Annotated in this window: 17 protein-coding genes; 5 read left to right on the top strand and 12 right to left on the bottom strand. The window is 72.4% G+C overall.

The window, feature by feature from the left end; all coding sequences use genetic code 11:
- The first annotated feature begins 252 nt into the window (after window positions 1–252).
- Complete coding sequence (locus MDN94_RS34340) at window positions 253–1,581, top strand: PP2C family protein-serine/threonine phosphatase (protein ID WP_482729721.1); 1,329 nt, start codon at window positions 253–255, stop codon at window positions 1,579–1,581.
- 58 nt (window positions 1,582–1,639) lie between these two features.
- Here MDN94_RS34340 and MDN94_RS34345 read toward each other — a convergent pair whose 3' ends face one another.
- From MDN94_RS34345 to MDN94_RS34380, 8 genes are all read right to left on the bottom strand, one after another.
- Window positions 1,640–3,457, bottom strand: coding sequence for a PP2C family protein-serine/threonine phosphatase (locus MDN94_RS34345; protein WP_482729722.1), 1,818 nt, complete (start codon window positions 3,455–3,457; stop codon window positions 1,640–1,642).
- Window positions 3,458–3,699: 242 nt separating this feature from the next.
- A complete protein-coding gene (gene ptsP / locus MDN94_RS34350; protein WP_482729723.1) occupies window positions 3,700–5,421 on the bottom strand; it encodes a phosphoenolpyruvate--protein phosphotransferase in 1,722 nt (573 codons plus the stop codon).
- A complete protein-coding gene (locus MDN94_RS34355; protein WP_482729724.1) occupies window positions 5,418–5,696 on the bottom strand; it encodes an HPr family phosphocarrier protein in 279 nt (92 codons plus the stop codon). The genes ptsP and MDN94_RS34355 overlap by 4 nt, the downstream gene beginning before the upstream one ends.
- 269 nt (window positions 5,697–5,965) lie before the next feature.
- Entirely contained in the window at window positions 5,966–7,960 is a 1,995-nt protein-coding gene (locus MDN94_RS34360; protein ID WP_482729725.1) for a PTS fructose transporter subunit IIABC, read from the bottom strand.
- A 129-nt stretch (window positions 7,961–8,089) separates the two neighbouring features.
- Entirely contained in the window at window positions 8,090–9,037 is a 948-nt protein-coding gene (gene pfkB / locus MDN94_RS34365) for a 1-phosphofructokinase (protein WP_482729726.1), read from the bottom strand.
- A complete protein-coding gene (locus MDN94_RS34370; protein ID WP_441266163.1) occupies window positions 9,034–9,795 on the bottom strand; it encodes a DeoR/GlpR family DNA-binding transcription regulator in 762 nt (253 codons plus the stop codon). Before MDN94_RS34370 ends, pfkB begins: the two co-directional genes overlap by 4 nt.
- Before the next feature lie 113 nt (window positions 9,796–9,908).
- Window positions 9,909–10,655 (bottom strand): polysaccharide deacetylase family protein, encoded by a 747-nt coding sequence (locus tag MDN94_RS34375; protein WP_482729727.1) that lies wholly within the window; start codon window positions 10,653–10,655, stop codon window positions 9,909–9,911.
- Window positions 10,649–11,509, bottom strand: a complete 861-nt coding sequence (locus MDN94_RS34380; protein WP_482729728.1) for a DMT family transporter — start codon at window positions 11,507–11,509, stop codon at window positions 10,649–10,651. The genes MDN94_RS34375 and MDN94_RS34380 overlap by 7 nt, the downstream gene beginning before the upstream one ends.
- Before the next feature lie 310 nt (window positions 11,510–11,819).
- On the opposite strand from MDN94_RS34380, the gene MDN94_RS34385 reads away from it, so the two are divergent.
- Window positions 11,820–12,932, top strand: coding sequence for an MGDG synthase family glycosyltransferase (locus MDN94_RS34385; protein ID WP_482729729.1), 1,113 nt, complete (start codon window positions 11,820–11,822; stop codon window positions 12,930–12,932).
- A gap of 39 nt (window positions 12,933–12,971) precedes the next feature.
- Here the strand turns inward: MDN94_RS34385 and MDN94_RS34390 are convergent, their stop codons facing one another.
- The 4 genes from MDN94_RS34390 to MDN94_RS34405 all read right to left on the bottom strand — a co-directional run bounded on the left by MDN94_RS34390 (window position 12,972) and on the right by MDN94_RS34405 (window position 18,904).
- Window positions 12,972–14,438 carry a membrane-associated oxidoreductase gene (locus tag MDN94_RS34390; RefSeq protein WP_482729854.1) on the bottom strand — a complete coding sequence of 489 codons (1,467 nt, stop codon included), beginning with the start codon at window positions 14,436–14,438 and terminating at the stop codon, window positions 12,972–12,974.
- A 718-nt stretch (window positions 14,439–15,156) separates the two neighbouring features.
- Window positions 15,157–16,014, bottom strand: coding sequence for an SDR family NAD(P)-dependent oxidoreductase (locus tag MDN94_RS34395; RefSeq protein WP_482729855.1), 858 nt, complete (start codon window positions 16,012–16,014; stop codon window positions 15,157–15,159).
- Window positions 15,930–16,421 (bottom strand): hypothetical protein, encoded by a 492-nt coding sequence (locus MDN94_RS34400; protein ID WP_482729730.1) that lies wholly within the window; start codon window positions 16,419–16,421, stop codon window positions 15,930–15,932. The genes MDN94_RS34395 and MDN94_RS34400 overlap by 85 nt, the downstream gene beginning before the upstream one ends.
- Window positions 16,418–18,904, bottom strand: a complete 2,487-nt coding sequence (locus tag MDN94_RS34405) for a molybdopterin oxidoreductase family protein (RefSeq protein ID WP_482729731.1) — start codon at window positions 18,902–18,904, stop codon at window positions 16,418–16,420. The genes MDN94_RS34400 and MDN94_RS34405 overlap by 4 nt, the downstream gene beginning before the upstream one ends.
- 277 nt (window positions 18,905–19,181) lie before the next feature.
- Here MDN94_RS34405 and ctaD point away from each other — a divergent pair, with 277 nt between their 5' ends.
- Genes ctaD through MDN94_RS34420 form a run of 3 tightly spaced genes read left to right on the top strand, consistent with a single transcriptional unit; the run spans window position 19,182 to window position 22,235 of the window.
- A complete protein-coding gene (ctaD, locus tag MDN94_RS34410; RefSeq protein WP_482729732.1) occupies window positions 19,182–20,942 on the top strand; it encodes an aa3-type cytochrome oxidase subunit I in 1,761 nt (586 codons plus the stop codon).
- Window positions 20,939–21,301, top strand: coding sequence for a hypothetical protein (locus MDN94_RS34415; RefSeq protein WP_482729733.1), 363 nt, complete (start codon window positions 20,939–20,941; stop codon window positions 21,299–21,301). Before ctaD ends, MDN94_RS34415 begins: the two co-directional genes overlap by 4 nt.
- 52 nt (window positions 21,302–21,353) lie before the next feature.
- Entirely contained in the window at window positions 21,354–22,235 is an 882-nt protein-coding gene (locus MDN94_RS34420) for an oxygenase MpaB family protein (RefSeq protein ID WP_482729734.1), read from the top strand.
- Window positions 22,236–22,290 lie beyond the last annotated feature (55 nt).

Raw genomic sequence — 22,290 nt, forward strand, 5'->3', positions numbered from 1 at the left:
GATGGTCGCGTATCCCGTGCTCTGCGCGCTGAACCCTGTGGCATGCAGGTGCCCCCCGGGACGGCCGCGTATGCGCCGCGGGTGGCGGCGGGCGCAGTCGGGCCCTGTCCCGGGCAGCGCTCCGCCGTGGGCCGACGGACGCGCGGCGCCGGAAGGTCCGCAGGGCTCCCGCCGCCGTGAGTCGCTGCACGGCGGATGGGTACCCGCCGTGCAGGAGCTGCCCGCCACGAAACCCGGGCGGAGGGCTTTTCGATGGCTCAACGACTTCCGGACGGTCCCGAGGACCCGCAGTCCCCTGCTCCGGCCCTCCCGTCTTCCCAGGGCGACTACCTGGACCAGATCCAGGACGGCCTCCAGCAGGTCGCACACGCGCACGGTCGCGTGCGGGAACTGCTGGGCGCGGTTCTCGCGATCAGCAAGGAACTGGAGCTGGACTCCGTGCTGCGCACCATCAACGAGACCGCCCGGCAGCTGGCGCATGCCCGTTACGCCGCGCTCGGGGTGCTGGACGACTCCGGTGATTTCACCGAGCTGATCACCTCCGGCTTCGGCCGCGACCAGTTCGCCGGCCTCGGCGACCAGTTGCCGCACGGTAGTGGCCTGCTCGGTGAGCTGGTGCGCGATCCGCACCCGGTGCGCGTCGATCGTGTGGCGGAACATCCGCACGCGATCGGCTTCCCGCAGGGCCACCCGGCGATGACGACTCTGCTGGGCGTGCCGATCCGCGTCCGCGACAAGCTCTACGGCACCCTCTACCTGGCCGACCGCGAGAGCGGCGAGCCGTTCACGGACGACGACGAGAACATCGTCGTGGCACTGGCCGGGGCCGCGGGTGTGGCCATCGAGAACGCCCGTCTGTACGACCGGTTGAGGCACGCCACGGAGGATTTCCAGCGCAGACTGCTGCCCCGGATGCCGCGTCGGGAGGACCTCGAGCTCGAGGCCAGGTACCAACCCTCCACCGAGGCACCGCGGATCGGCGGCGACTGGTACGACCTCGTCCGGCTGCCGGGCCGCGTGCCATGTCTGATGGTCGGGGACGTGATGGGCCACGGCCTCGAAGCGGCCACCGTGATGAGCCAGATCAGCAACATGCTGCGGGTGATCGCCTTCGAGGAGGAGGAGCCCCCGAGCCGCATCCTGCGCCGGCTCGACGAGGTCCTGCACGAACTGCACGGCGGCCCGATGGCCACCGTCATCATCGCGAGGCTGGAGCCGAGCGCCCACGGCAAGCGGCTGCGCTGGTCCAGCGCGGGCCACCTGCCGCCGCTGCTGGTCACACCGGACCACCGGGCCCGCTACCTGGCGACGGACACCGGCCTGCCGCTGGGCGTCGATCCGGCGATGGACCGCGAGGACCAGACGGAGGTGCTGCCTCCCGGCAGCACACTGCTGCTGCACACGGACGGGCTGGTCGAGCACCCCCGCCGGTCCATCGACGAGGGGATGGCGGACGCCACCGGCATCGCGGCCGTGCGTGCTTCCGCCCCGCTGTCCGAGCTGTGCGACGCTCTCCTCGCGCACGGCCACTACGCGTTCCACGACGACGTCGCCCTTCTCGCGGCCCGCCTCGCCTCCTGACGCCGGCCCGGTCCGCCGGTCCGGCCCGGTGGACCGGCGCTCCGGGCGGTGCCAGGGGTCAGGACATGTCCCGTACCTCGCTGTCCTCCACCTGGGAGCCGGGAGCGGCGCGGTCGGGCGCGGCCGGGCTGGGCGAGTAGTGGCGCGGTGGCGGCCCGCCGTCGCGGCCCTCGCCCCGTGCCGGGATGCGCAGGGCGAGGAGGGCGACGTCGTCCCCACTGGGCTCCATGCGGGCGAGGAGTTCGTCGCAGAAGTCCTCCACGTCCCGGTGGGCGAGTTCGGCGGCGTGACGGCGGAGCTGGGCGAGTCCTCGGTCGATGGGACGGGTCCGGCTCTCGACCAGGCCGTCGGTGTAGAGCAGCAGGGTGGACCGGGCGGGGAGGCTCTCGCGGGCGTCCGGCCATCCCAGGCCCATGTGCAGCGCGGAAGCCATACCGAGGAGCGGCCCATGGCCCGCTTCGAGGTAACGGGCCTGTCCGTCGTGGGTCACCAGCAGAGGCGGCGGATGGCCGGCGTTGACCCAGTGCAGTTGCCACGGCCCTCCCTCCTGGCCCTCGATCCGGGCGAAGACGGCGGTGGCCATCGGCGCGTCGCTGGTGTGCGTCATCGCCTCGTCGAGACGGCTCATGATGAGGCTGGGAGGCTCCTGCCGGTCCCAGGCGAGAGCGCGGAGCATGTTCCGTACCTCGGCCATGTGTGCGGCGGCCTTGAGGTCGTGGCCCACAACGTCGCCGATGACCATCGTCGTCGCACCGTCGGCGAGGAGGAAGGCGTCGTACCAGTCGCCCCCGATCTCGGCGGCGCTTTCCGCGGGCTGGTAGCGGGCGGCCATCTGGAGGTGGTCGACCTGGGGCAGCGGCGTGAGGAGCTGACGCTGCATGGTCTCCGCGAGCTGCCGTTGCTGGTCGAACAGCTGGGCGTTGTCCAGCACCAGTCCGGCCCGGCGGCCGATGTCGGCCAGCACCAGCAGGTCAGCCTCCGTGCAGGGTGGACGTGCGCCGCTGCGCGCCACAGTGAGCGCGCCGAAGACCTGCCGCGTGGTGCTCAGCGGCACCACCACCGCCGAGTGCCCGCCGAGCCGGTCGAACAGGTCCCGGTGCGCCCGCGCGAGCGGCGCCTGCGCGGTGAGGTCCTCGGCGTTCAGCCGCAGGGGCCGGCCGCCCCGCATCACACGGGCGAGGACAGAGGCGGAGGGTGTTTCCGTCAACGGCGGCAACTGTCCCAGCAGCGTCCCGCCGTCGTCCTCCGCGCCGGGGTCCTCGCAATGCACGGCGATCCGGCGCATGTCGTCGGCCTGAGGGTGCGTACGAAGATCGACCGCCGCCCAGTCGCCCAGCTCCGGCACCAGCAGACGCACCAGCCGGTGCAGCATTCTCGGGGCGTCCAGGGTGGAGCTGAGCACCGCGGAGATCTCCGCGACGATCGTCAGCCGCTCGGTGAGTTCCTCCAGTGCCACGAGGTGCGTCGCCTGCTGGTCGGCGGCCCGGCGGTGCAGGCTGAAGTCGTGGAACACGATCACCGCGCCCTCCACCTTCCCCTTCCGCGCCAGGGGCGTGGCGGCCCAGATGATCGGGACGGTCGTGCCGTCGGCCCGCAGGTAGAACTCGTCGCTTCCCTCGGCCGGACTGCCGTCCCTCAGCACGGAGAGCACACGGCATTCGTTCCGGGGGATGACCCTGCCGTCGGCCTGCCGGTGCAACAGGTCGTGGAGGTCCTGACCCAGCATCCGCTCGGTGTCGCGGTCGAGGAGGCGGTCGGCCCACGGGTTCGAGGCCGTGAGCCGCCCCGAGGTGTCGGTGATGAACAGCCCGGCACCCACGCTCTCGAACACGGCACGCAGGAAGTCGAGCTCCAGCGGCCGGTCAGCGCCGTTCACGCCCCACCATCCCCGGGTCGCCCGTTCCTCCTGCGCCGCACCGGCGCGGGCGCGTCGTCGACGGCCCTTTGGTCATGCTCGCATCCGGGGCGGCAGCGCGCTGCTCCACCGCCCCGGGCGGGCGGGGACACCGCGGGGACCGCGCCCCCGACCGGGCCGGGGTCCGCACGGTCAGGGGCCCGGCCGCCCTCCGGGTCGGCGCCGGACGACCGCGGGCCCCTGCCCGCCCGACCGCGGCAGGGCTACGCGAGGGCCTCTCGCGCCGTACCTTCCCGCACGGCCGCGCGTGCCGCCGTCGCGTCCGGGGCCGCCAGTGCCAGTCCGGCGAGCCGCCGGCAGTCGTCCAGGGTGTGGGCCGCCAGCGCGGCGCGGACGTCACCCAGGCAGCTCGGCGCGGCCGAGAGACTGCTCACGCCCAGTCCTACGAGGACCAGGGCGAGCAGCGGGTCGGCCGCGGCCTCTCCGCAGACGCCCACGGGGCGGTCGCAGGCCGCTCCCGCCCCGGCGGCCGTCCGCACGAGTTCGAGCAGGGCCGGCTGCCAAGGGTCCAGGAACTCGGCCAGCGTGCCCAGGGTGCGGTCGGCCGCGAACGCGTACTGCGCCAGGTCGTTGGTGCCGATGCTGAGGAAGTCGCACTGCCGGGCGAGGTCGCCCGCCCGCAGCGCCGCCGCCGGTACCTCGACCATGGCGCCCGCGGTCCGCAGGCCGTGGGCCCGCACCCGTGCCGAGAAGGCCGCTGCCTCACCGGGCACGGAGACCATGGGCGCCATCACCCATACGTCGGCCTCCGTGTCCTGCGCCGCAGCGGCGATCGCGGCGAGCTGCGTCTCGAGCAGCTCCGGGTCCCGGCGGGCGGTCCGCAGGCCGCGCACGCCGAGGGCGGGGTTCTGCTCGTCGGCCGAGGTGACGAACGGCAGCGGCTTGTCGGCCCCCGCGTCCAGGGTCCGTACGACGACCCGGCGCCCGGCGAAGGCGTCGAAGACCGCGCGGTAGGCGGCGGTCTGCTCCTCCGCTGTGGGGGCCTGCTCGCGGTCGAGGTAGAGGAATTCGGTGCGGAACAGCCCCACGCCCTCGCTGTCGGCCGTCGCGGCCGCGTCCAGTTCCGGCAAGGCGCCCAGGTTGACCAGCAGTTTGACCGCGTGGCCGTCGGCCGTCCGGCCGGAGCCGCTGACCCGGGCCGCGGCCAGACGGCGGCGTTCATCCCTCGCGGCGGCCGCGGCTACCGCGTCCGGGTCCGGGTCGGTCACGACCGTACCGGCCGCGCCGTCGACGAGCACCGGCGTGCCGTCGGTCAGCGCCGCGGCGGCGGCGCAGCCCACGACGGCCGGCAGGCCGAGGATCTTCGCGAGGATGGCGGTGTGGCTGGTGGGGCCGCCGCGTTCGGTGACCAGGGCGAGGACCTCGGCCGGATCGAGCAGAGCGGTGTCCGCGGGCGCGAGATCGTCCGCGACGAGGACGTACGGGTGGCCGGGGGCCGGCAGGCCGGGCATCGCGAGACCCTGTACCGCCGCGACCGACCGGTGGCGGAGATCGTCGAGGTCGCAGACGCGTTCTGCGAAGTAGCCGCCGGCCGCCTCGAGCGACGCGCGGAAGGCACGGAACGCCCGGTCGAGCGCGTGGGCCGCGTCGGACCCGCCGGCCACGAGTTCACCGACCTGATCGGCGAGCGTCGGGTCGGCGGCCATCATCGCCTGGGCGGAGAGGACGTGCGCGGCGTCGCCGCCGACGGCGGCCGCCCGACCCTCCAGGTCCGCGGCGACCCGTGCCAGCGCGGCACGGGCCGCTGCCGCCTCGGCCGGTACGTCGGCCGGATCCACGGTGCGCGGCGGCGGAAGCACGGACGGCTGGGCCATCCGGGCGACGGGTCCGGCGGCGCTGCCTCCACCGACGCCGATGCCGCCCAGCACCCCGCCGGCCGCGGCCGCGGGTGCGGGTGCGGCTGAGGTGGTCGTGCCGGTCGTCACCGCTGCTCCTGGGCGTCGAGGTCGGCGGCGACCAGCGTGGCGAGTTCCTCGATGGCGGCCTGGGCACCGTCGCCTTCGGCGGACAGCACAAGGGGTTCACCGTGCTTGGCGCCGAGTGCGAGCACCGACAGCAGGCTGCGGGCGTCGACCGGTGCGCCTCCGTCGCGGGCGACGGTCACGCGGACGGGCTGGCGGGCGGCGGCCTGCACGAAGACCGACGCGGGCCGGGCGTGGAGTCCGGAGCGGGAGCCGATGACGACAGTGCGCTGGGGCATGGGGGTGACACTCCTACGGGATGGGGGACGAGGCTGCCGGTGGGGTGTTTGTCCGCCGTGGAAGGGCACAACGCTGGGCCGCTGGGCGGGTGATGGCCCGGGAAGGGCCTGGACAGAGGTCCGGGCATCCGTCCACGGATCTGTCCGGGGACCTGACCCCGGACCTGCCGGGACCTGTTCGGGGACCGGTCCGGGGCCGGTTGCGTCCGGCCGTCCGGGCCTGCCGTGTCCGTTCCGGGCAGGCCCGGAACGGACACGGGCGAGGGGTTTCAGGCGGCGGCCGGGACCTTGGGGTCCGCGGCCTCGGAGACGGCCGGGGGTGTGGCCGCGGGGCCGGCCGGCTTGCGGCGGCTCTTGAGGAGGACGACCAGGGCGGCGGTGACCACGGTGCCGGCGGCGATGGCCAGCAGGTACAGCAGCGGCCGGCCGATGAGCGGTACGACGAAGATGCCGCCGTGCGGGGCGCGAAGCGTGGCGCCGAACGCCATCGACAGTGCGCCGGTGACCGCGCCGCCGGCCATCGCGGACGGAATCACCCGCAACGGGTCGGCCGCGGCGAACGGGATCGCGCCCTCGCTGATGAAAGAGGCGCCGAGGACCCATGCCGCCTTGCCGTTGTCACGCTCCGCCTTGGTGAAAAGCTTCGCGCGCACGGTCGTCGCCAGGGCCATGCCCAGCGGCGGGACCATGCCGGCGGCCATCACGGCGGCCATGACCTTGAGGCTGCCGTCGGTGGGGTTCGCGAGCCCGCCCACGGCGAAGGCGTAGGCGACCTTGTTGACCGGGCCGCCGAGGTCGAAGCACATCATGAGGCCGAGCAGCACGCCGAGCAGCACGGCGTTGCCGCCGGACAGGCCGCTCAGCCAGTCGGTCATGGCCTTCTGGAGCGAGGCGATCGGCTTGCCGACGACGATGAACATCAGGAACCCGACGACAGCGGCGGAGATCAGCGGGATCACGACCACCGGCATCACACCGCGCAGCACGGTCGGCACATGGATCCGCTGGATCGCCATCACGACCGCGCCCGCGATGAGACCGGCGGCGAGTCCGCCGAGGAAGCCCGCGTTGATCGTGACGGCGATGGCGCCTCCCACGATGCCGGGCACGAGTCCGGGCCGGTCGACCATGCCGTACGCGATGTATCCGGCGAGGACGGGAACCAGGAAGCCGAACGCGGCGCCGCCGACCTGGAAGAGCAGAGCGGCCCAGCTGGCGGCCTCCGTCCACACGAAGTGCTCGGCGACCGACGGGGCGCTGTTGATCTCGTACCCGCCGATGGCGAAGGCCAGTGCGATGAGGAGACCGCCCGCGGCGACGAACGGCACCATGTAACTGACGCCGGTCATCAGCCAGGTGCGCAGGCGGATGCCGAAGTGGTCGCCCGGCGCGCCGGAGTCCATGGGCGCGGTGGTGGTGACGGGAGCGGTGGTCTCGCCGCGTTCTGCCTTGGCCCGTACCTCCGCGACGAGTTCGGCGGGCCGGTTGACGGCGGCCTTCACACCGACGTCGACGGTGGGCTTGCCGGCGAACCGGTGCCGCTCCCTGACCTCGACGTCGTGGGCGAGGATCACGCCGTCGGCGGCCGCGATGACGGCCGGGTCGAGGCGGGTGAAGCCGGCCGAGCCCTGGGTCTCGACGACTAGTTCGACGCCTTCGGCCTCGCCTGCCTGGCGGAGCGCCTCGGCGGCCATGTAGGTGTGGGCGATGCCGGTGGGGCAGGAGGTGACGGCAACGATCCGGAACGGGGCGGAGGCGGACGCCGGGGCCGGCGGGGCCGCGCTGTCCGCGCTTTCCGCAGGGGGTGCCTCGGGGGCCGGGGCGTCCTCACCGCGGATCAGGGCGGCGGCCGCCGCCGGGTCGTGCTCGGCGCGCAGCGCGGTGGTGAACCGGGCGTCCATGAGCCGCCGGGCCAGAGCGGAGAGGATCGTCAGATGGTCGTCGTCGGCTCCCGCCGGCGCGGCTATCAGGAAGATCAGATCGGCGGGCCCGTCCGGGGCGCCGAAGTCGATCCCCCCGGCGCTGCGGCCGAAGGCGAGGGTCGGCGCGGTGACGTGCTCGCTCCGGCAGTGGGGAATGCCGATGCCGCCGTCGAGGCCGGTCGGCATCTGTGCCTCGCGGGCCGCCACGTCGGCGAGGAAGCCGTCGAGGTCGGTGACGCGGCCGGCCGCGACCATGCGCTCCGCGAGGGACCGCGTGGCGGCCTGCTTGGTCTCGGCGGCCAGATCGACGTCGACCAGCTCTGCGGTGATCAACTCACTCATCACGCGGCTCCTTGCTCGCGAACCGCCCGGGGGCGGTGGTGGGACGTGGTGGGCGGGCCCCGGCGCCGACACGGCCGCAGGACCGCGCGCCGGTACGTGGGGGACGGTGGGCCCGCACGGGAAGGACGGTCATGACGCCGGCTCCCCGAGGACGCGGTCGAGGGGGACCGAAGCGGTGACGGTCACCGCTTGCGGGTGCAGGTCGGCCGGTGTCGGCATGACGCTGCCCGGCAGTTGTACGGCGGCGGTGCCGTGGGCGACGGCAGCGGCCAGGGCGGCCGGGCCGGCACCGCCGGCGGTGAGGAAGCCGGCGAGGGAGGCGTCCCCGGCTCCGACGTTGCTGCGGACGGCGTCGGCGGGGGCGTGGCCGAACCAGACGCCGGTGTCGTCGACGAGCAGTTGGCCGTCCGCTCCCAGACTGGCGAGCACCGCACGGGCGCCCCGGTCACGCAGGTCCTCCGCCGCCTTGACGGCGTCACCGACGGTGGCGAGGGGGCGGCCGACGGCTTCCGCGAGTTCTTCCGCATTGGGTTTGACCACGTCGGGGCGCTCCCGCAGGGCTGCGGTGAGGGCGGCGCCCGAAGTGTCGAGGGCGACACGGGCGCCGGCCCGGTGCGTCCGCGCCACGAGTTCGGCGTACCACTCGGGACGCAGGCCGCGCGGCAGGCTTCCGCAGCAGGCGATCCAGTCGGCCTCGGCCGAGCGGGTGCGGACGGTCTCCAGCAGCGCCTCCGCCTCCGCAGGGGTGAGGTCGGGTCCGGCCGCGTTGACCTTGGTGAGGGTGCCGTCGCGCTCGACGAGCGTGATGTTGACCCGGGTCGAACCGGCGACGGGGACGCCGGCGGCCTCGATGCCGTGCTCGCCGAGCAGCCGGTCGAGCAGCGCGCCCTCCGGCCCCCCGAGCGGTACGACGGCGACGGTGCGGTGGCCGGCGGCGGCCACGGCCCGGGAGACGTTGACGCCCTTGCCGCCGGGGTCGACCCGGTCCACGGCCGCGCGCAGCACGGCTCCGCGGTCCAGGGACGGCAGTTCGTACGTGCGGTCCAGGCTCGGGTTGGGGGTGACGGTGAGGATCATGCGCGGACGACCTCCGTGCCCTGCCGCTCGATGGCGCGGGCGTCGTCGGGACTGAGGCCCGTGTCGGTGATCAGCAGGTCCACGTTCGCCAGGTCGCCGAAGCGGGCGAAGTGCTGCTGCCCGAACTTGGTCGAGTCCGCCAGCAGAACGACCCGGCGTGCGGCGGCGATCGCGGCCCGTTTGACAGCCGCCTCCGCCAGGTCCGGGGTGGTCAGGCCGCCCTCGGCGTCGAAGCCATTGGTGGCGAGGAAGACGACGTCGGCCTTGATCTCGCCGTACGCGCGCAGGGCCCAGGCGTCGACGGCGGCACGCGTGCGGTGCCGGACCCGCCCGCCGACGAGGTGGAGGGCGATGCCCGGGTGGTCGGCGAGGCGGGCGGCGACGGGCAGCGCATGCGTGACGACCGTCAGCTGGGATTCCACCGGGATGCCGGCCGCCAGTCGGGCGGACGTGGTGCCGGCGTCCAGGATCACGCTGCCGTCTCCGGGCAGCTCGCCCAGCGCGGCGCGCGCGATGCGTTCCTTCTCGTCGGCGGCGACCGTGTCGCGCTCCGCGAGGTCGGGCTCGAAGTCGAGGTTGCCGGCGGGGATGGCACCGCCGTGCACACGCCGCACCAGCCCCGCCCGGTCGAGGGCCTTCAGGTCGCGCCGCACGGTTTCCGCGGTGACCTGGAACTCCTCGGCGAGGGACAGCACATCCACCCGACCGCTCTCGCGGGCCAGGCGCATGATCTCCTGCTGACGCTCCGCTGCGAACATGTGGTTTTACATCCGTTCCATGACCGAGTCTGTGGTTTTCCTTAATGCTACGCATGAACCACGGGGATGTAAACAGATCCGGGCATGCAAACGGACAGAAACAGGCCCGAGGCTCAGCGAGTGGGCAGACCGTGGTCGCGGAGCCGGCCGACGGAAAGGCCACGCGCCCGGCAGTCCGCCACGACCGGACCGAGCGCCCCCAGGGCCGCCCGCCACGCGCCGGGAGCGCTGAGCGCGTCGGAGTCGTGCAGCAGCACCGTCGCCCCGCCCCTGAGGGTCCTGCCCAGCTCCGCGCGGACGCTCCCCGGCGTGGCCGCGGCCGTCCAGTCACGGCCCCACGATGTCCACAGCACCGGTCGCAGAGCGTTGGCCCTGGCCGCGTACCACCGCCCACCGGTGAGGATCCCGTAGGCGGGCCGGTACCAGAGCGGCCGCTCGCCGGAGATCTCCGTGACCAGGTCCGCCGTCCGCGCCAGGTCCCGTACGTCCCGCGACGGCCGCGGATACCACGGTCTCTCGTGACGCCAGCCGTGCACCGCCAGTTCATGGCCCTCTGCCGCCATACGCCTGCCCAGCCCGGGATGCTGTGCGAGCCGGCTGCCGAGCACGAAGAAGGTCGCCCGTACGGCGAGTTCGTCCAGGGCCCGCAGGAAATGGGGCGTGGTGCCGGGGTCGGGGCCGTCATCGAACGTCAGCGCCACCCGGTCGTGGTGCCCCCGCCCGTCGAGGACGGGGGCGAGGGCGCCGCGCACGCCGGGAAGCCAGGTCGCCGCAGGCCCGATGTGCGCGCCGGCCGCGAGGAGCGCCGCGCCCGTCACCGCCAGGGCGGCGGTGGCCCCGCCGCTCATGGGCTTCACCATTTCCCCGTTCCCTCCGTGCTCTGGGCGTCCTCCGCCAAAAGCGGGGACCTGGCCAGTTCCACACAGCCGCCGATCAGCAGACCGAGTGCCAACACTTCCAGCGGCGTACGCCATCCCATGTGCACGTCCTCCTGGAACAGCACCACCCCCAACACCACGCTCAGCAGCGCGTCACCGAGCGTCAGAGCGGGCTGGGACGCCGCCAGCGAGCCCGCCCGGAGCGTCACCTGGAGCAGCAGGAAGCTGCCGAGGCCGACGCTCATGGCCGCATACAGCTGCCACGTCGTGAACACCGCCCCGACACCCTCCGGCAGTCGGCCCAGCGCGTCCTTGATCAGCACGGCGGTGCAGGCGAAGCCGATGGACGTCGCGGTGCCCAGCACCGCCGCGCGCGGTGAGGAAGGAAGCCTGAGCGAGACGGCGACCAGCAAGGCGACCGCGGCGGCCAGCGAGAGCCCGGCCCATGCCCAGTACGCGGCCGGGACCGTGTCCCGGCCGCCGGACGGTGCGGCCAGCGCGAGGAACCCGCCCAAGCCGGCCGCCATCGCCACGAACGCCACCCGGGTCCGCGGGTCGGGGCGACGCCGGAAGGCGATGCCTCCGACCACCAGGGTGAACAGCAGCTCCGTGCTCATCACCGGCTGCACCACGGCGAGCGGCCCGGTCGCCAGCGCCAGCGCCTGGAGGGCTCCCGAGACGACGAGCATCGCCGCGCCCCACACCCACCCCGGCCGGCGCAGCAGCGCCATGGCCGTCGCACCGGCGAGGTCGGCGAGGGCCCGCCTCTGCAGCACCGAGGCCGCTGCGTTGGCGAGCGCGGCGAGCAACGCGAGGCAGACGGACAGTGCCGTCATCGCCGCACGTCCCGCCGGCGCGCCGGGCGGCCCGCCCGCACGGCGTCGTCCGCCGGGCCCCGCACGAGGATCGCAGTGGCGGCACGGGACCGACGGAACATGCGGACCTCCCGGATCACGGACCGAGCGGGTCCAGCCTGTCGAGTAACGGGTCCAGCCTGTCGGGGAACGGTCCGGGCGCCGCCCGACGGCAGGCGCAGCGGTCCCCGGTTCACCCGATCGGTCCCCCCGGCGCCCTCCCGGAGCACCGACGGGGCCACCATGGAGCGGACGGATCTGTCCGTCGCTCGCGCCGCGAGGAGGTGGCCCCATGGGCGGGCGCTTCATGGTGCTCAGTGCGGGCATGGGGGCCGGCCACGACGCGGTCGCCGGCGAAATGGCGCGCCGGCTCGCCGCATCGGGCCACGAGGTGCTGATACGGGACGTGCTGACCCTCCTGCCACCCGGCGCCGGGCGGGCACTGCGGTCGTCCTACCGGTTCTCCGTACGGCATGTTCCGGGCCTCTACGCGGGCGTCCACGCGGTGTTCCTCGAGCAGCGGAACGGCGCGGGCCGGCCGCGGTCACGCCGCGGCACGGTCCCGGACATGACGCCGTTGGCCGCGCTCGCGGAGGGCCGACTGAGGGCGCTCGTCCGCGACCGGCGCCCCGACGCCGTGGTCTCGACCTTCCATCTGGCGGGTCAGATCACCGGCCGGATGCGCGACCGCGGCACCCTGGCGGTCCCGAGCGCCGTGTTCGTCACGGACTTCGCGGTCCACCGTGGCTGGCTCCATCCCGGCAACGACATGTATCTGTGCGTCACACAGACGTGCGCGCAAGCGGTGCACCGGGCGACCGGCCGGCCGGCGGCCGCCCCCGGGCCCGTGGTGCCGCCGGAGTTCGGTCGTCCGGCAGCGAAGGACCCGCCCGGCTGGGCCGACGGCCGGCCGCCGGTGCTCATCTGCACCGGCGCCTGGGGCGTGGGGTCCGGGCTGAGGCGCACCGCGGAGGTGCTGGCGCGGCACGGCTGCCTCCCCGTGCTGCTGTGCGGCCGCGACGAACGGCTGCGCCGCCGGGCGGCCACGGTGCCGGGCGCGGTCGCGCTCGGCTGGGTGGACGATCTTCCGGAACTGATGTCCCACGCACGGCTGTTGATCGACAACGCGGCCGGTCAGACCGCCGTGCAGGCATTCGCCGCTCGTGTTCCCGTCATCGGCTACCGGCCGATCGCCGGCCACGGCGTCGAAGGCGTACGCGCGATGGCGGCAGAGGGTGTGGCGGCGTGGGCGGGTGACACCGTGGAACTGCTGGCTCGCGTGGCTGAGTTGGTCGTGCCGGGTCCAGTGAGGGACGGGCAGGTCGCTCGCGCCGCCGCCCTGTTCCGTGACGACGCGGCGCGCCTCGTCGCCGCTCTCCCCGGCGGCGGGCCGCTGGACGTCTGAGACAGCGTTCTGCGAAGTTTTCGGGAGTTCTGGAGCGGGTCATTGGCGGTTGACCATACGTGTCACCCCCGCGACGACCGTCGTCGCCAGGATCCAGCCGGTGATGATCAGGGCGTACGACAGCCATTGGTGCCAGCCGTCAGGGGCGAACGATGCCTCCTGACCGAAGTTGATGATCGGTAGGAGCAGGTCGAGGGTGTAGAACACCGAGTTGAAGTCAGGGGCCTCGTCCGCCTTGATGGGGCGTGGGTGGTCCAGGCCGTACGCTATCGATCCGATGGTCATGAGGGACAGCAGCCAGACGGCCGCACGCAACGGGCGGAAGCCGTAGCCCACGGTGGCGTCCTGGACGTACCCCCACAGCCGTCCGTACCAAGTGAGCGTGGCACGTCGGCGGCGCTGCTTGGCGAGTTGGACGAGCCGGGCCGCGTCGTCGTCACCGACGTGGCGGTAGGCGGCCGTCAACTGCTCGTAGCCGTACGGCTCATACCGCTCGCCGTCCCGCTCAAGCATCGGAAGGCGGCGCTCGGCGGGCTCGTGCGGGGTGAGTACGGTGTACGTGAGGTTGCTGAGATACACCTGGTCCGGCAGCATCTCCGGTTCAAGGGTCAGGATCTCTATTTGAGAACGCCGTAGATTCAAGGCGCCCTCGATGCGATCACCGCTGCGCAGCCAGAGTTCGCCGATGACACAACTGCTCGCCCGCAGTGCCGTGTCGCCCGGATGCGAGAGGCGGGCGTGGAGCAGGTCGAGACGGCCCGATATGCGCGATCCTCGGAGCTCGACCCGCCCCTGCACTCGAACGCACCGCGCCCGTACATGGGCTCCCACGTTGAGGTTCTGCGCGTCCAGCGCGGTGCCACCGGGCTTGCTGAACTCGGCGTCCTGAACGTTGATCCGCCCGGCGACGGAGGCGCCGGTGAGCCGTACCTGGCCGTGCGCGCGCATCTCTGGCGCCCACAAGTCGTCCCCGATCGCGGCTTGGTTGAGCTGCAGAACCGGCTCAGAGTCGTCCGGCGCCGTGAACTGGGCCCGCTCCATGAACAGCGCCCCGGAGATCTGCGCCCCACCGAGCCGGACCGGCCCTTGCATACGGCAGTCCGTCATCCGCAGCACCCCCTCGACCCGCAAGGTCGCCGAGGTCAGGCCCGGCAGAACGGACTTGCTCAGATTGAGCTGGCGCAACTGGGCACCGTACAGGTCGGGAACACCGTCGAACTGGCAGTGGCTCAGCCGGACGGCGGCGTCGATCGTGGCGTACCTCAGGTCCAGCACGCCAGTGATCCGCGCCCCCGTGATCTTGAGCGCGGCAATCTCCCCCTCCTCCTGCGGAGCCTTGAGCAGCAGCGCCCGCAGCACGCTCGCGCGTACGGTCCGCTCGGCGCCCCAGGTGTTGCCGAGCGCCGGATCCTCGTTCTCGGCGGCGCGGAAGTCCACGGACTCGCCTCGCGGAAAGGCCCGCCGGATGCGCACCTCGGCCGGCGTCAGATCGTTGGTCTCACTCACGCCGGGACTCTGACGTGCTGCGTTCGGGCTGTCAACTGCCGTACGAAGCAAGCCATGCTGTCCGAAGTCTTCCCGCCCGGCTCTGGCCGAGCCTGGCCCTTGCCTCATCGACTGCGAGCCATCGACTCCTGGGTCTGCGGGCTGCGAGGCAGGGCGAGCAGTCGGCGGCAGGACGAAGAGACCGGGCTCGGATCGGGCGAGGACGCCTCGGCCGACCAGGAGTTTCGGCTTGGCCCGGACAGCGTCGACGTGACGGAGCTCCGTCCCGCTGCCCAGTGCCTGGCAGATGTCCTTCGCGCGGAGCGCGCCGTCGGCCTTCTCGAAGGCGGCCAGGATCTCGTGGTATCCGGGCGGGAGCGGCTCGGGCGGCGGAAGACCGTCCTCGGCGGCCAGTCCCAGGACGGTCTCGAGGGTGATCTCCAGGCGTTCCAAGGTCTTCTCCGCGGCGGCGAGTTGCTCGGTGAGCCGGGTGATCTGCTCACGAACGTGCTCGACGGTCTCGCGGACCAGCCGCTGCCGGGTCTCGATCTCCTCCAGCAGGTCCTTCATCGACGCTCCCGCTCCTTGTGTGAGTCGGCCGCCAGGGGTTGGGTAGCACCAGGTCGGGTGGAGGTGTGGGTGAGGCGGCGGAGCAAAGCTCTCAGAAAACCCTCTGAGGACCGAGGCGGGCCGCCGGGCGCCCTGAGGCCGGCGCGGACGGCGGCATCGGCCTGACGGCTCAGCCGAAGCGCTCGGCCAGGCGCCGGAAGACGAGGGGCAGCGCGCCATGGATACGCGCCGGCATCCGCAGCCATCGCGGCAGGAAGATCTCGGCCCGGTGCCGCTGCGTCACCGCACGCCGGACAGCTTCGGCCACCTGCTCCGGAGTGAGGAGCTTCAGGCCCGTGCGGCGAGGCGGGGTGCCGCGCCGTTCGAAGAACGGCGTGTCGACGATGCCCGGCAGCACCAGGGAGATCGTCACACCGGTCCCTCTCAGTTCGTACGCGAGACTCTCGGCGAACGCGCCCAGCGCCGCCTTGGCCGCCGAGTACACCGCCTCGTCGCCGACGCCGACGGCACCGGCGATGGAGCCCAGCAGCACGATCCGGCCCCTGCCCCGCTCGACCATCTGCGGGAGGAGGCAACGCACCAGGTGCACCACGGACGCCAGATCGACGGCCAGCACCTCGTCGATCGCCGAAGCCGGTATGGCGGTGAACGGCCCTGCCCAGCCGACGCCGGCCGCCGCCACCAGGACGTCCACCCGGCCGGCGGATCCGAGGGCCTCAGCGGCGATCCGCCCGGCGCTCGCCGGGTCGGTCAGGTCGGCCCGCAAGGAGGTTCCGCCCGTGCGCGCCGCCACTTGGTCCAGTCGTTCCGCGTCCCGTCCGTGCAGCAGCAGCCGCCATCCGGGGACGGCGGCGAAGCGGGTCGCGACGGCTGCCCCGATCCCCGATGACGCACCGGTGATCAGCATCACCGGCCCTTTCGCTGTGCCCTGTCCTTCCGGCATCACAGGCTCGTCAGCAGTTGCGGCGAGATGTTCTTGATCATGGTGTTGGTCCAGCGCATCTGCCGGAGCGTCTGCGGGTGGCAGGAAGACGCGAGATCGAGCAGCCGGGCGTCCTTGGACGCCTGTGCCGCCTGCGCGAGCATCTCCCAGTAGAGCGAGTTCTCCGCGGCGTCCAGATGCAGGTCCCGCAGGTCGCGCAGGAGCAGCAGGCCGGGCTCCGGGCGGTTGCCGACGGCCTGCGCCGCCTTCTCCCGGATCATGGTCAGCAGTCCGGGCGATGGCTTGGCCGGCGATTCGTCGAGTTCGAGTCCGTAGGCCCGGCCGGTCACGGCCAGCCGTTCGACGTGCTCCCGGGACCAGCCGGCGAGGTCCTTGGCGACGTGGTGGACCTCGTGCTCCGTGCTGTGCCGGTCCGCCACGGTGAGCAGTTCCTCCGCCAGGTGCCGCTCGCCGTGGTGGAGGACGCGCAGGGTGAGACCGATGCCGTTCACTGCCGGCCCCCTTCCCTCGTGGGTCCGTCGTCCGTCGTCTGCCGCACGCGGGCGTCCGGGCCGCCTTCCGTCGCGGGGACTGCGGAGTCACGGCCCGGCTCCGAGGCGGTGGTGGTGGGGGCGGGCGAATGCTGTCCGCCGCCCTTCTCCACGAGGGTGAGCGTCGCGGCGGCGGTCTTGAACAGCGGCTGCTTGGAGGCCGCGTCCCAGTCGGTGACGGTGGTCTCGTTCGCCGCCCGGCCCGGGACCGTGGCGTTGGGGCCGAACCCGGCGGGAGTGTCCCAGTAGCCGTAGTGGAAGGGCACGAACAGCGTTCCCCGCCGCAGTCCGGTGACGCGCAGCCGCCCCCGCAGGGAGCCGCGCGGGGAGCCGACCTCGACGAGGTCGCCCTCCGCGAGGTCGCGTGCTGCGGCGTCGGCCTCGGAGATCTCCACCCACACATCGGGCGCCGCCGCGTTCAGTTGCGGTGTGCGGCCGGTCTTGGTGCGGGTGTGGAAGTGGTAGACGGTCCGACCGGTCGTCAGCTGGAACGGGTACTGCTCGCTCGGCGCCTCGTGCAGCGGCATGAATTCGGCGGCCTTGAGCATGGCCTTTCCGTCCGGGTTGAGCGAGCGGTACTCGACGACACCGGACGACGCGCCGGTCACCAGGTCCTTGCCGTAGGACTCGCAGCCGTCGGGGTGCGCCCAGCTGATCCCGTCGGTGTACAGCCGCGGCGTGCCGGAGGGGTCGTCCTTCGTGCAGGGCCACTGGATGCCGCTGCCACCACGCAGCAGGCCGTACGACAGACCGGTGTAGTCGCAGGGCCGGCCGGCGCTGCAGCGCTTCCACGCCTCGAACGCCGACTCGGGGTCGTGCCAGTGGATCAGCGGGCCGCCGTCCTTGTCGCGGAAGTCCATACGAGCGGCGTAGTCGAGGAAGATGTCCAGATCGGGCCTGGCCTCCCCGGGCGGTTCCACGGCCTTGTCGGACAGGTGCACCGTGCGGTCCGCGTTGGTGAAGGTGCCGGTCTTCTCGCCCCATGTCGCCGCCGGCAGGACGACGTCGGCCAGTTGGGCGGTCTCGGTCAGGAACAGGTCCTGCACCACCACGAACAGCCGTTCGCCGGACAGGATCGAGCGGATCCGTGCGAGCTCGGGCAGTGAGACGGCCGGGTTGGTGCCGCTGATCCACAGCATCCGGAGGGAGCCCTGCTCGGCGTAGCGGAACATCTGCATGGCGTGGGTGGGCGGCGCGTAGTGCGGGATCGTGGCCGGTTCGACGTTCCACACCCTGGCGAGGTCGGCCACGTGCTCGTCGTTCTCCCAGTTCCGGAATCCCGGCAGGTCTCCGTTGGCGCCGCACTCCCTGGTGTTCTGGGCGGTGGGCTGCCCGTTCATCTGGAGCACGCCGGCGCCCGGCCGTCCGAGCATCCCGCGGATCAGGTGCAGGTTGTTGATCTGTACGGCGGCCGCGGTCGCCTGATGGGACTGGTAGACGCCCTGAAGCACAGTGGAGAGCAGTCGGTCGGCGCCGCCGAGAACTTCCGCCGCCTCGACGATCAGCCTGGCGGGCACGTCGCAGACGGCCGCCGCCCGTTCGGCGGTGCAGTCCTTGACGCGGGCGGCGAGTTCCTCGAAGCCGACGGTGTGCGCCTCGATGTACGCGTGGTCCACCCGGTCGTGACGGATCGTCTCGTGCAGCAGGGCGTTCAGGAGCGCCACGTTGGTGCCGACGCGGGGCGCCAGATGCACCGTGGCGCGGCGTGCCACCCGGGTGGGCCGCGGATCGACGCAGACGAGCCGCGGCGGGTCGGCCCCCTCCAGGCGGTCCAGGACGCGCATCCACTGCACCGGCTGGGTCTCCGCGAGGTTGTGCCCGAACAGGGCGATCACGTCGGCGTGGTCGATGTCGTCGTAGCTGCCCGGCTGCCCGTCGCAGCCGAAGGATTCCTTGAGGGCCTCGGCGGCGGTGGAGGTGCAAAGCCGGGTGTTGCCGTCGAGGTGGTTCGTCCCGATGCCGGCCCGGGCGAGGACCGCGAGGGTGTAGTACTCCTCCAGGAACAGCTGGCCCGTGGTGTAGAAGCCGATGGAGCCAGGACCGCGTTCCTCCAGCAGCTCTCGGGAGCGTGCGACGACCCGGTCCATCGCGGTGGGCCAGTCGGTCTCCACCAGCCGTCCGCCCTGGCGGATCAGCGGCCTCGTCAGCCGGTCGGGCGAGGCGTTGGCCTGCCAGGCGAAGAGGTCCTTGGGCCCCAGCCGGCCCCGGTTGACCCGGTCGACCGCCCTGCCCCGCACACCGACCATGCGGCCGTTCTTGACGGCGATGTCCATGGCGTCCCCGTCGGAGTGCAGGATCGAGGCCGACTGCACCCACCGCTGCACCTCCTCCTCCGCGACGCCTTCGGCGAGGTGTGTGTCGACGCGGGTCGGCCATGCCCCGTGCCGCGGGTACGGGGTCCGCCCGCCCCAGGGCTCGGCGATGCGGTCCACCGAATCTTCCACGTCGACCTCCCTCGTCGCATGAGGCGGTACGGGTCGTACCGACCGCACAGAAGTACCCGGGATCGGCGGGGCGTAACGCCCGGTGCTCGCGGGCGGCGCCGGTGACGACCCCGTCAAGCGGGCCCGACGCTCCGTCACCCGAACGGCAGATGTCGTAAATAGCCCCTTGGGTCCCGCACATATACATTGCACCGGTATATGTCCTTGGGGTCGCCGCCTGTGGGTGCAACCGCGCCCGGAGCCAGGGCAGACGGCACCCGAACGTACGGGAGTTCGTGTGGCATCTCAGTCAGGTTCTCGCCTCGATGTGCAGTCGGAAGACGCCTATGAGGACGAGCTGCCCGTACGCCGAAGGCAGCCCGGCAATGTCGTCGTGAAGTGGCTGACGACCACCGACCACAAGACGATCGGCACGCTCTACCTCAGTACGTCGTTCCTGTTCTTCCTCATCGGCGGCGTGATGGCGCTCTTCATGCGCGCCGAGCTGGCCCGGCCGGGCACTCAGATCATGTCGAACGAGCAGTTCAACCAGGCGTTCACGATGCACGGCACCGTCATGCTGCTGATGTTCGCGACGCCGCTGTTCGCCGGTTTCGCGAACTGGATCATGCCGCTGCAGATCGGCGCGCCGGACGTGGCCTTCCCGCGTCTGAACATGTTCGCGTACTGGCTGTACCTCTTCGGCTCGCTGATCGCGGTGGCCGGCTTCCTCACCCCGCAGGGTGCGGCCGACTTCGGCTGGTTCGCCTACTCCCCGCTGTCCGACGCCATCCACTCCCCGGGGGTGGGCGGCGACATGTGGGTGATGGGTCTGGCCTTCTCCGGCTTCGGCACGATCCTCGGCTCGGTCAACTTCATCACCACGATCATCTGCATGCGCGCTCCCGGCATGACGATGTTCCGGATGCCGATCTTCACCTGGAACGTGCTGCTGACCGGTGTGCTGGTCCTGCTCGCCTTCCCGGTGCTGGCGGCAGCGCTGTTCGCCCTGGAGGCGGACCGCAAGTTCGGCGCCCACATCTTCGACGCGACCAACGGCGGCGCGTTGCTGTGGCAGCACCTCTTCTGGTTCTTCGGGCACCCGGAGGTGTACATCATCGCCCTGCCGTTCTTCGGCATCGTCACCGAGATCCTGCCGGTCTTCTCGCGCAAGCCCCTCTTCGGATACATCGGTCTGGTGGGGGCGACGATCGCGATCGCCGGCCTGTCCGTGACGGTGTGGGCGCACCACATGTACGTCACAGGCGGCGTGCTGTTGCCGTTCTTCTCGTTCATGACGTTCCTCATCGCGGTACCGACCGGTGTGAAGTTCTTCAACTGGATCGGCACGATGTGGAGGGGGTCGTTGTCGTTCGAGACACCGATGCTCTGGGCGATCGGCTTTCTCGTGACGTTCCTGTTCGGCGGTCTGACGGGGGTCATCCTGGCGTCGCCGCCGCTGGACTTCCACGTCTCCGACTCGTACTTCGTCGTCGCGCACTTCCACTACGTCGTCTTCGGCACCGTGGTCTTCGCGATGTTCGCCGGATTCCACTTCTGGTGGCCGAAGTTCACGGGCAAGATGCTGGACGAGCGGCTCGGCAAGATCACGTTCTGGACGCTGTTCATCGGCTTCCACGGCACGTTCCTGGTGCAGCACTGGCTGGGGGCCGAGGGCATGCCCCGTCGGTACGCGGACTACCTCGCCGCCGACGGCTTCACCGCGCTCAACACCGTGTCGACGATCGCGTCGTTCGTGCTGGGCCTGTCGATGCTCCCCTTCATGTACAACGTCTGGAAGACGGCGAAGTACGGTCGGCAGCTCACGGTCGACGACCCTTGGGGCTACGGCCGTTCGCTCGAGTGGGCGACCTCCTGTCCGCCGCCGCGCCACAACTTCACCACGCTCCCCCGGATCCGCTCGGAATCGCCCGCGTTCGACCTCCACCACCCGGCCATCGCCACCCTCGACGAGGTCTCGGACACCGGTCGGCGGGACGTCGTCGAACCAGGGAAGGGAATCGCCCCGCCCCTCGGCGAGGGGAAGGACAACCGGTGAGGGGCCCGGTGCGGCAGACGGAGTCGGACGTCGCCGCGGGGATCGCCAGGCTCGAGGGCTATCTGCTCGCGCAGAGCCGGCTCCAGGAAGCCCGTCAGGAGGCGGAGGCCTTCGCCGGCCGGATGCCGTGGCTGACCAGCGCGCAGCGCGAGGAGGTCGTCCGGGTCTACACCCAGGACAGGATCGCCCTGTCACGGCGTGTGCTGGAGGCTCTGGTGGCCCGGGCCGACGAGCTGCGGCTCGAGTACACCGCGCGGTACGAGGAGCTACGGCGCCGGCTGCTGTGCGCGGGTGTCGCGGCGGTCCTCGTCTCCGCGGTCCTGTGCACCTTCGCAGGCATGCTGGCCGCCCACCGCTGACAGGGGCACGGCAGGCGGGGACCCCGCCCGTCGCCGGGCGGATACTGGTGGCGTGAGCAAGGCACCGTCCCGGATCCGCGGTCTGCGGCGGCAACTCGGCAGCAGCATCTTCACCCGGGTCGCAGGCCCCGCGGCGGCTCAGACGCGTGCCCGTATCCATGACACGCCCGGGCCCCGCTGGTTCGGGCCGGACCGGCCCATCCGTACCGTCCACGGCGATGCGTCCATGTTCATCGGCGGGCTCAGCGCCCTGCTGCTGCAGTCGCTCCATCCGCTGGCCATGGCGGCCGTCGCCGCCCACTCCGGGTACCAGGGCGATCCGTGGGGGCGGTTGCAGCGCACGAGCACGTTCCTGGCCGTGACGACGTACGGCACGGCCGAGGACGCCCAGGAAGCGGTGGACACGGTTCGGGCCGTCCACGAGAGTGTGACGGGCCGGACCGCTGCCGGTGAGCCGTACCGTGCCGCGGACCCGCATCTGCTCGGCTGGGTGCATGTCGCCGAGGTCGACAGCTTCCTGCGCGCCCATCAGCGCTTCGGCGCCCGCCCTCTGGACGCCGCAGGCTGCGACGGGTACCTCGCCGACACGGCGCGGGTCGCCGCCGCCCTCGGAGTGAGCGACCCGCCGCGCGACCGCGCCGGACTGGCCGAGCGGATCGCCGCGTACCGCCCCGAACTGCGCCCCTCGCGGGAGGCCCTGGAGGCGGCCCGTTTCATGCTCCAGCATCCGCCGCTGCCCCTGCCCGCCCGGGTCCCCTACGCGGTCCTGGCAGCCAACGCCGTCGCCCTTCTGCCGCCGTGGGCCCGGAAGCCGCTCGGGCTGCCGTACGCGCCGGTGTTCGAGAAGTGCTGCGTGAGCCCGACAGGGACGCTGCTCACGGGCGCGATCCGGTGGGCCATGGCACCGCCTCCCCCGCCCCCCGAGCCGTCCTGACCGGCCGCGGAGGGCGCACCCCGAGCGAGTCCGGGGCCGCGGAAATACAATGATG

Source organism: Streptomyces sp. WAC00040 (genome assembly GCF_056835925.1).

What these genes read in the sequence shown, in the direction of transcription:
- MDN94_RS34375 (WP_482729727.1), bottom strand. Translation starts at nt 10,655, where the DNA reads ATGGTGAAGCCCATGAGCGGCGGGGCCACCGCCGCCCTGGCGGTGACG.
- MDN94_RS34355 (WP_482729724.1), bottom strand. Translation starts at nt 5,696, where the DNA reads ATGCCCCAGCGCACTGTCGTCATCGGCTCCCGCTCCGGACTCCACGCC.
- MDN94_RS34340 (WP_482729721.1), top strand. Translation starts at nt 253, where the DNA reads ATGGCTCAACGACTTCCGGACGGTCCCGAGGACCCGCAGTCCCCTGCT.
- MDN94_RS34380 (WP_482729728.1), bottom strand. Translation starts at nt 11,509, where the DNA reads ATGACGGCACTGTCCGTCTGCCTCGCGTTGCTCGCCGCGCTCGCCAAC.
- MDN94_RS34360 (WP_482729725.1), bottom strand. Translation starts at nt 7,960, where the DNA reads ATGAGTGAGTTGATCACCGCAGAGCTGGTCGACGTCGATCTGGCCGCC.
- MDN94_RS34385 (WP_482729729.1), top strand. Translation starts at nt 11,820, where the DNA reads ATGGGCGGGCGCTTCATGGTGCTCAGTGCGGGCATGGGGGCCGGCCAC.
- pfkB (WP_482729726.1), bottom strand. Translation starts at nt 9,037, where the DNA reads ATGATCCTCACCGTCACCCCCAACCCGAGCCTGGACCGCACGTACGAA.
- MDN94_RS34370 (WP_441266163.1), bottom strand. Translation starts at nt 9,795, where the DNA reads ATGTTCGCAGCGGAGCGTCAGCAGGAGATCATGCGCCTGGCCCGCGAG.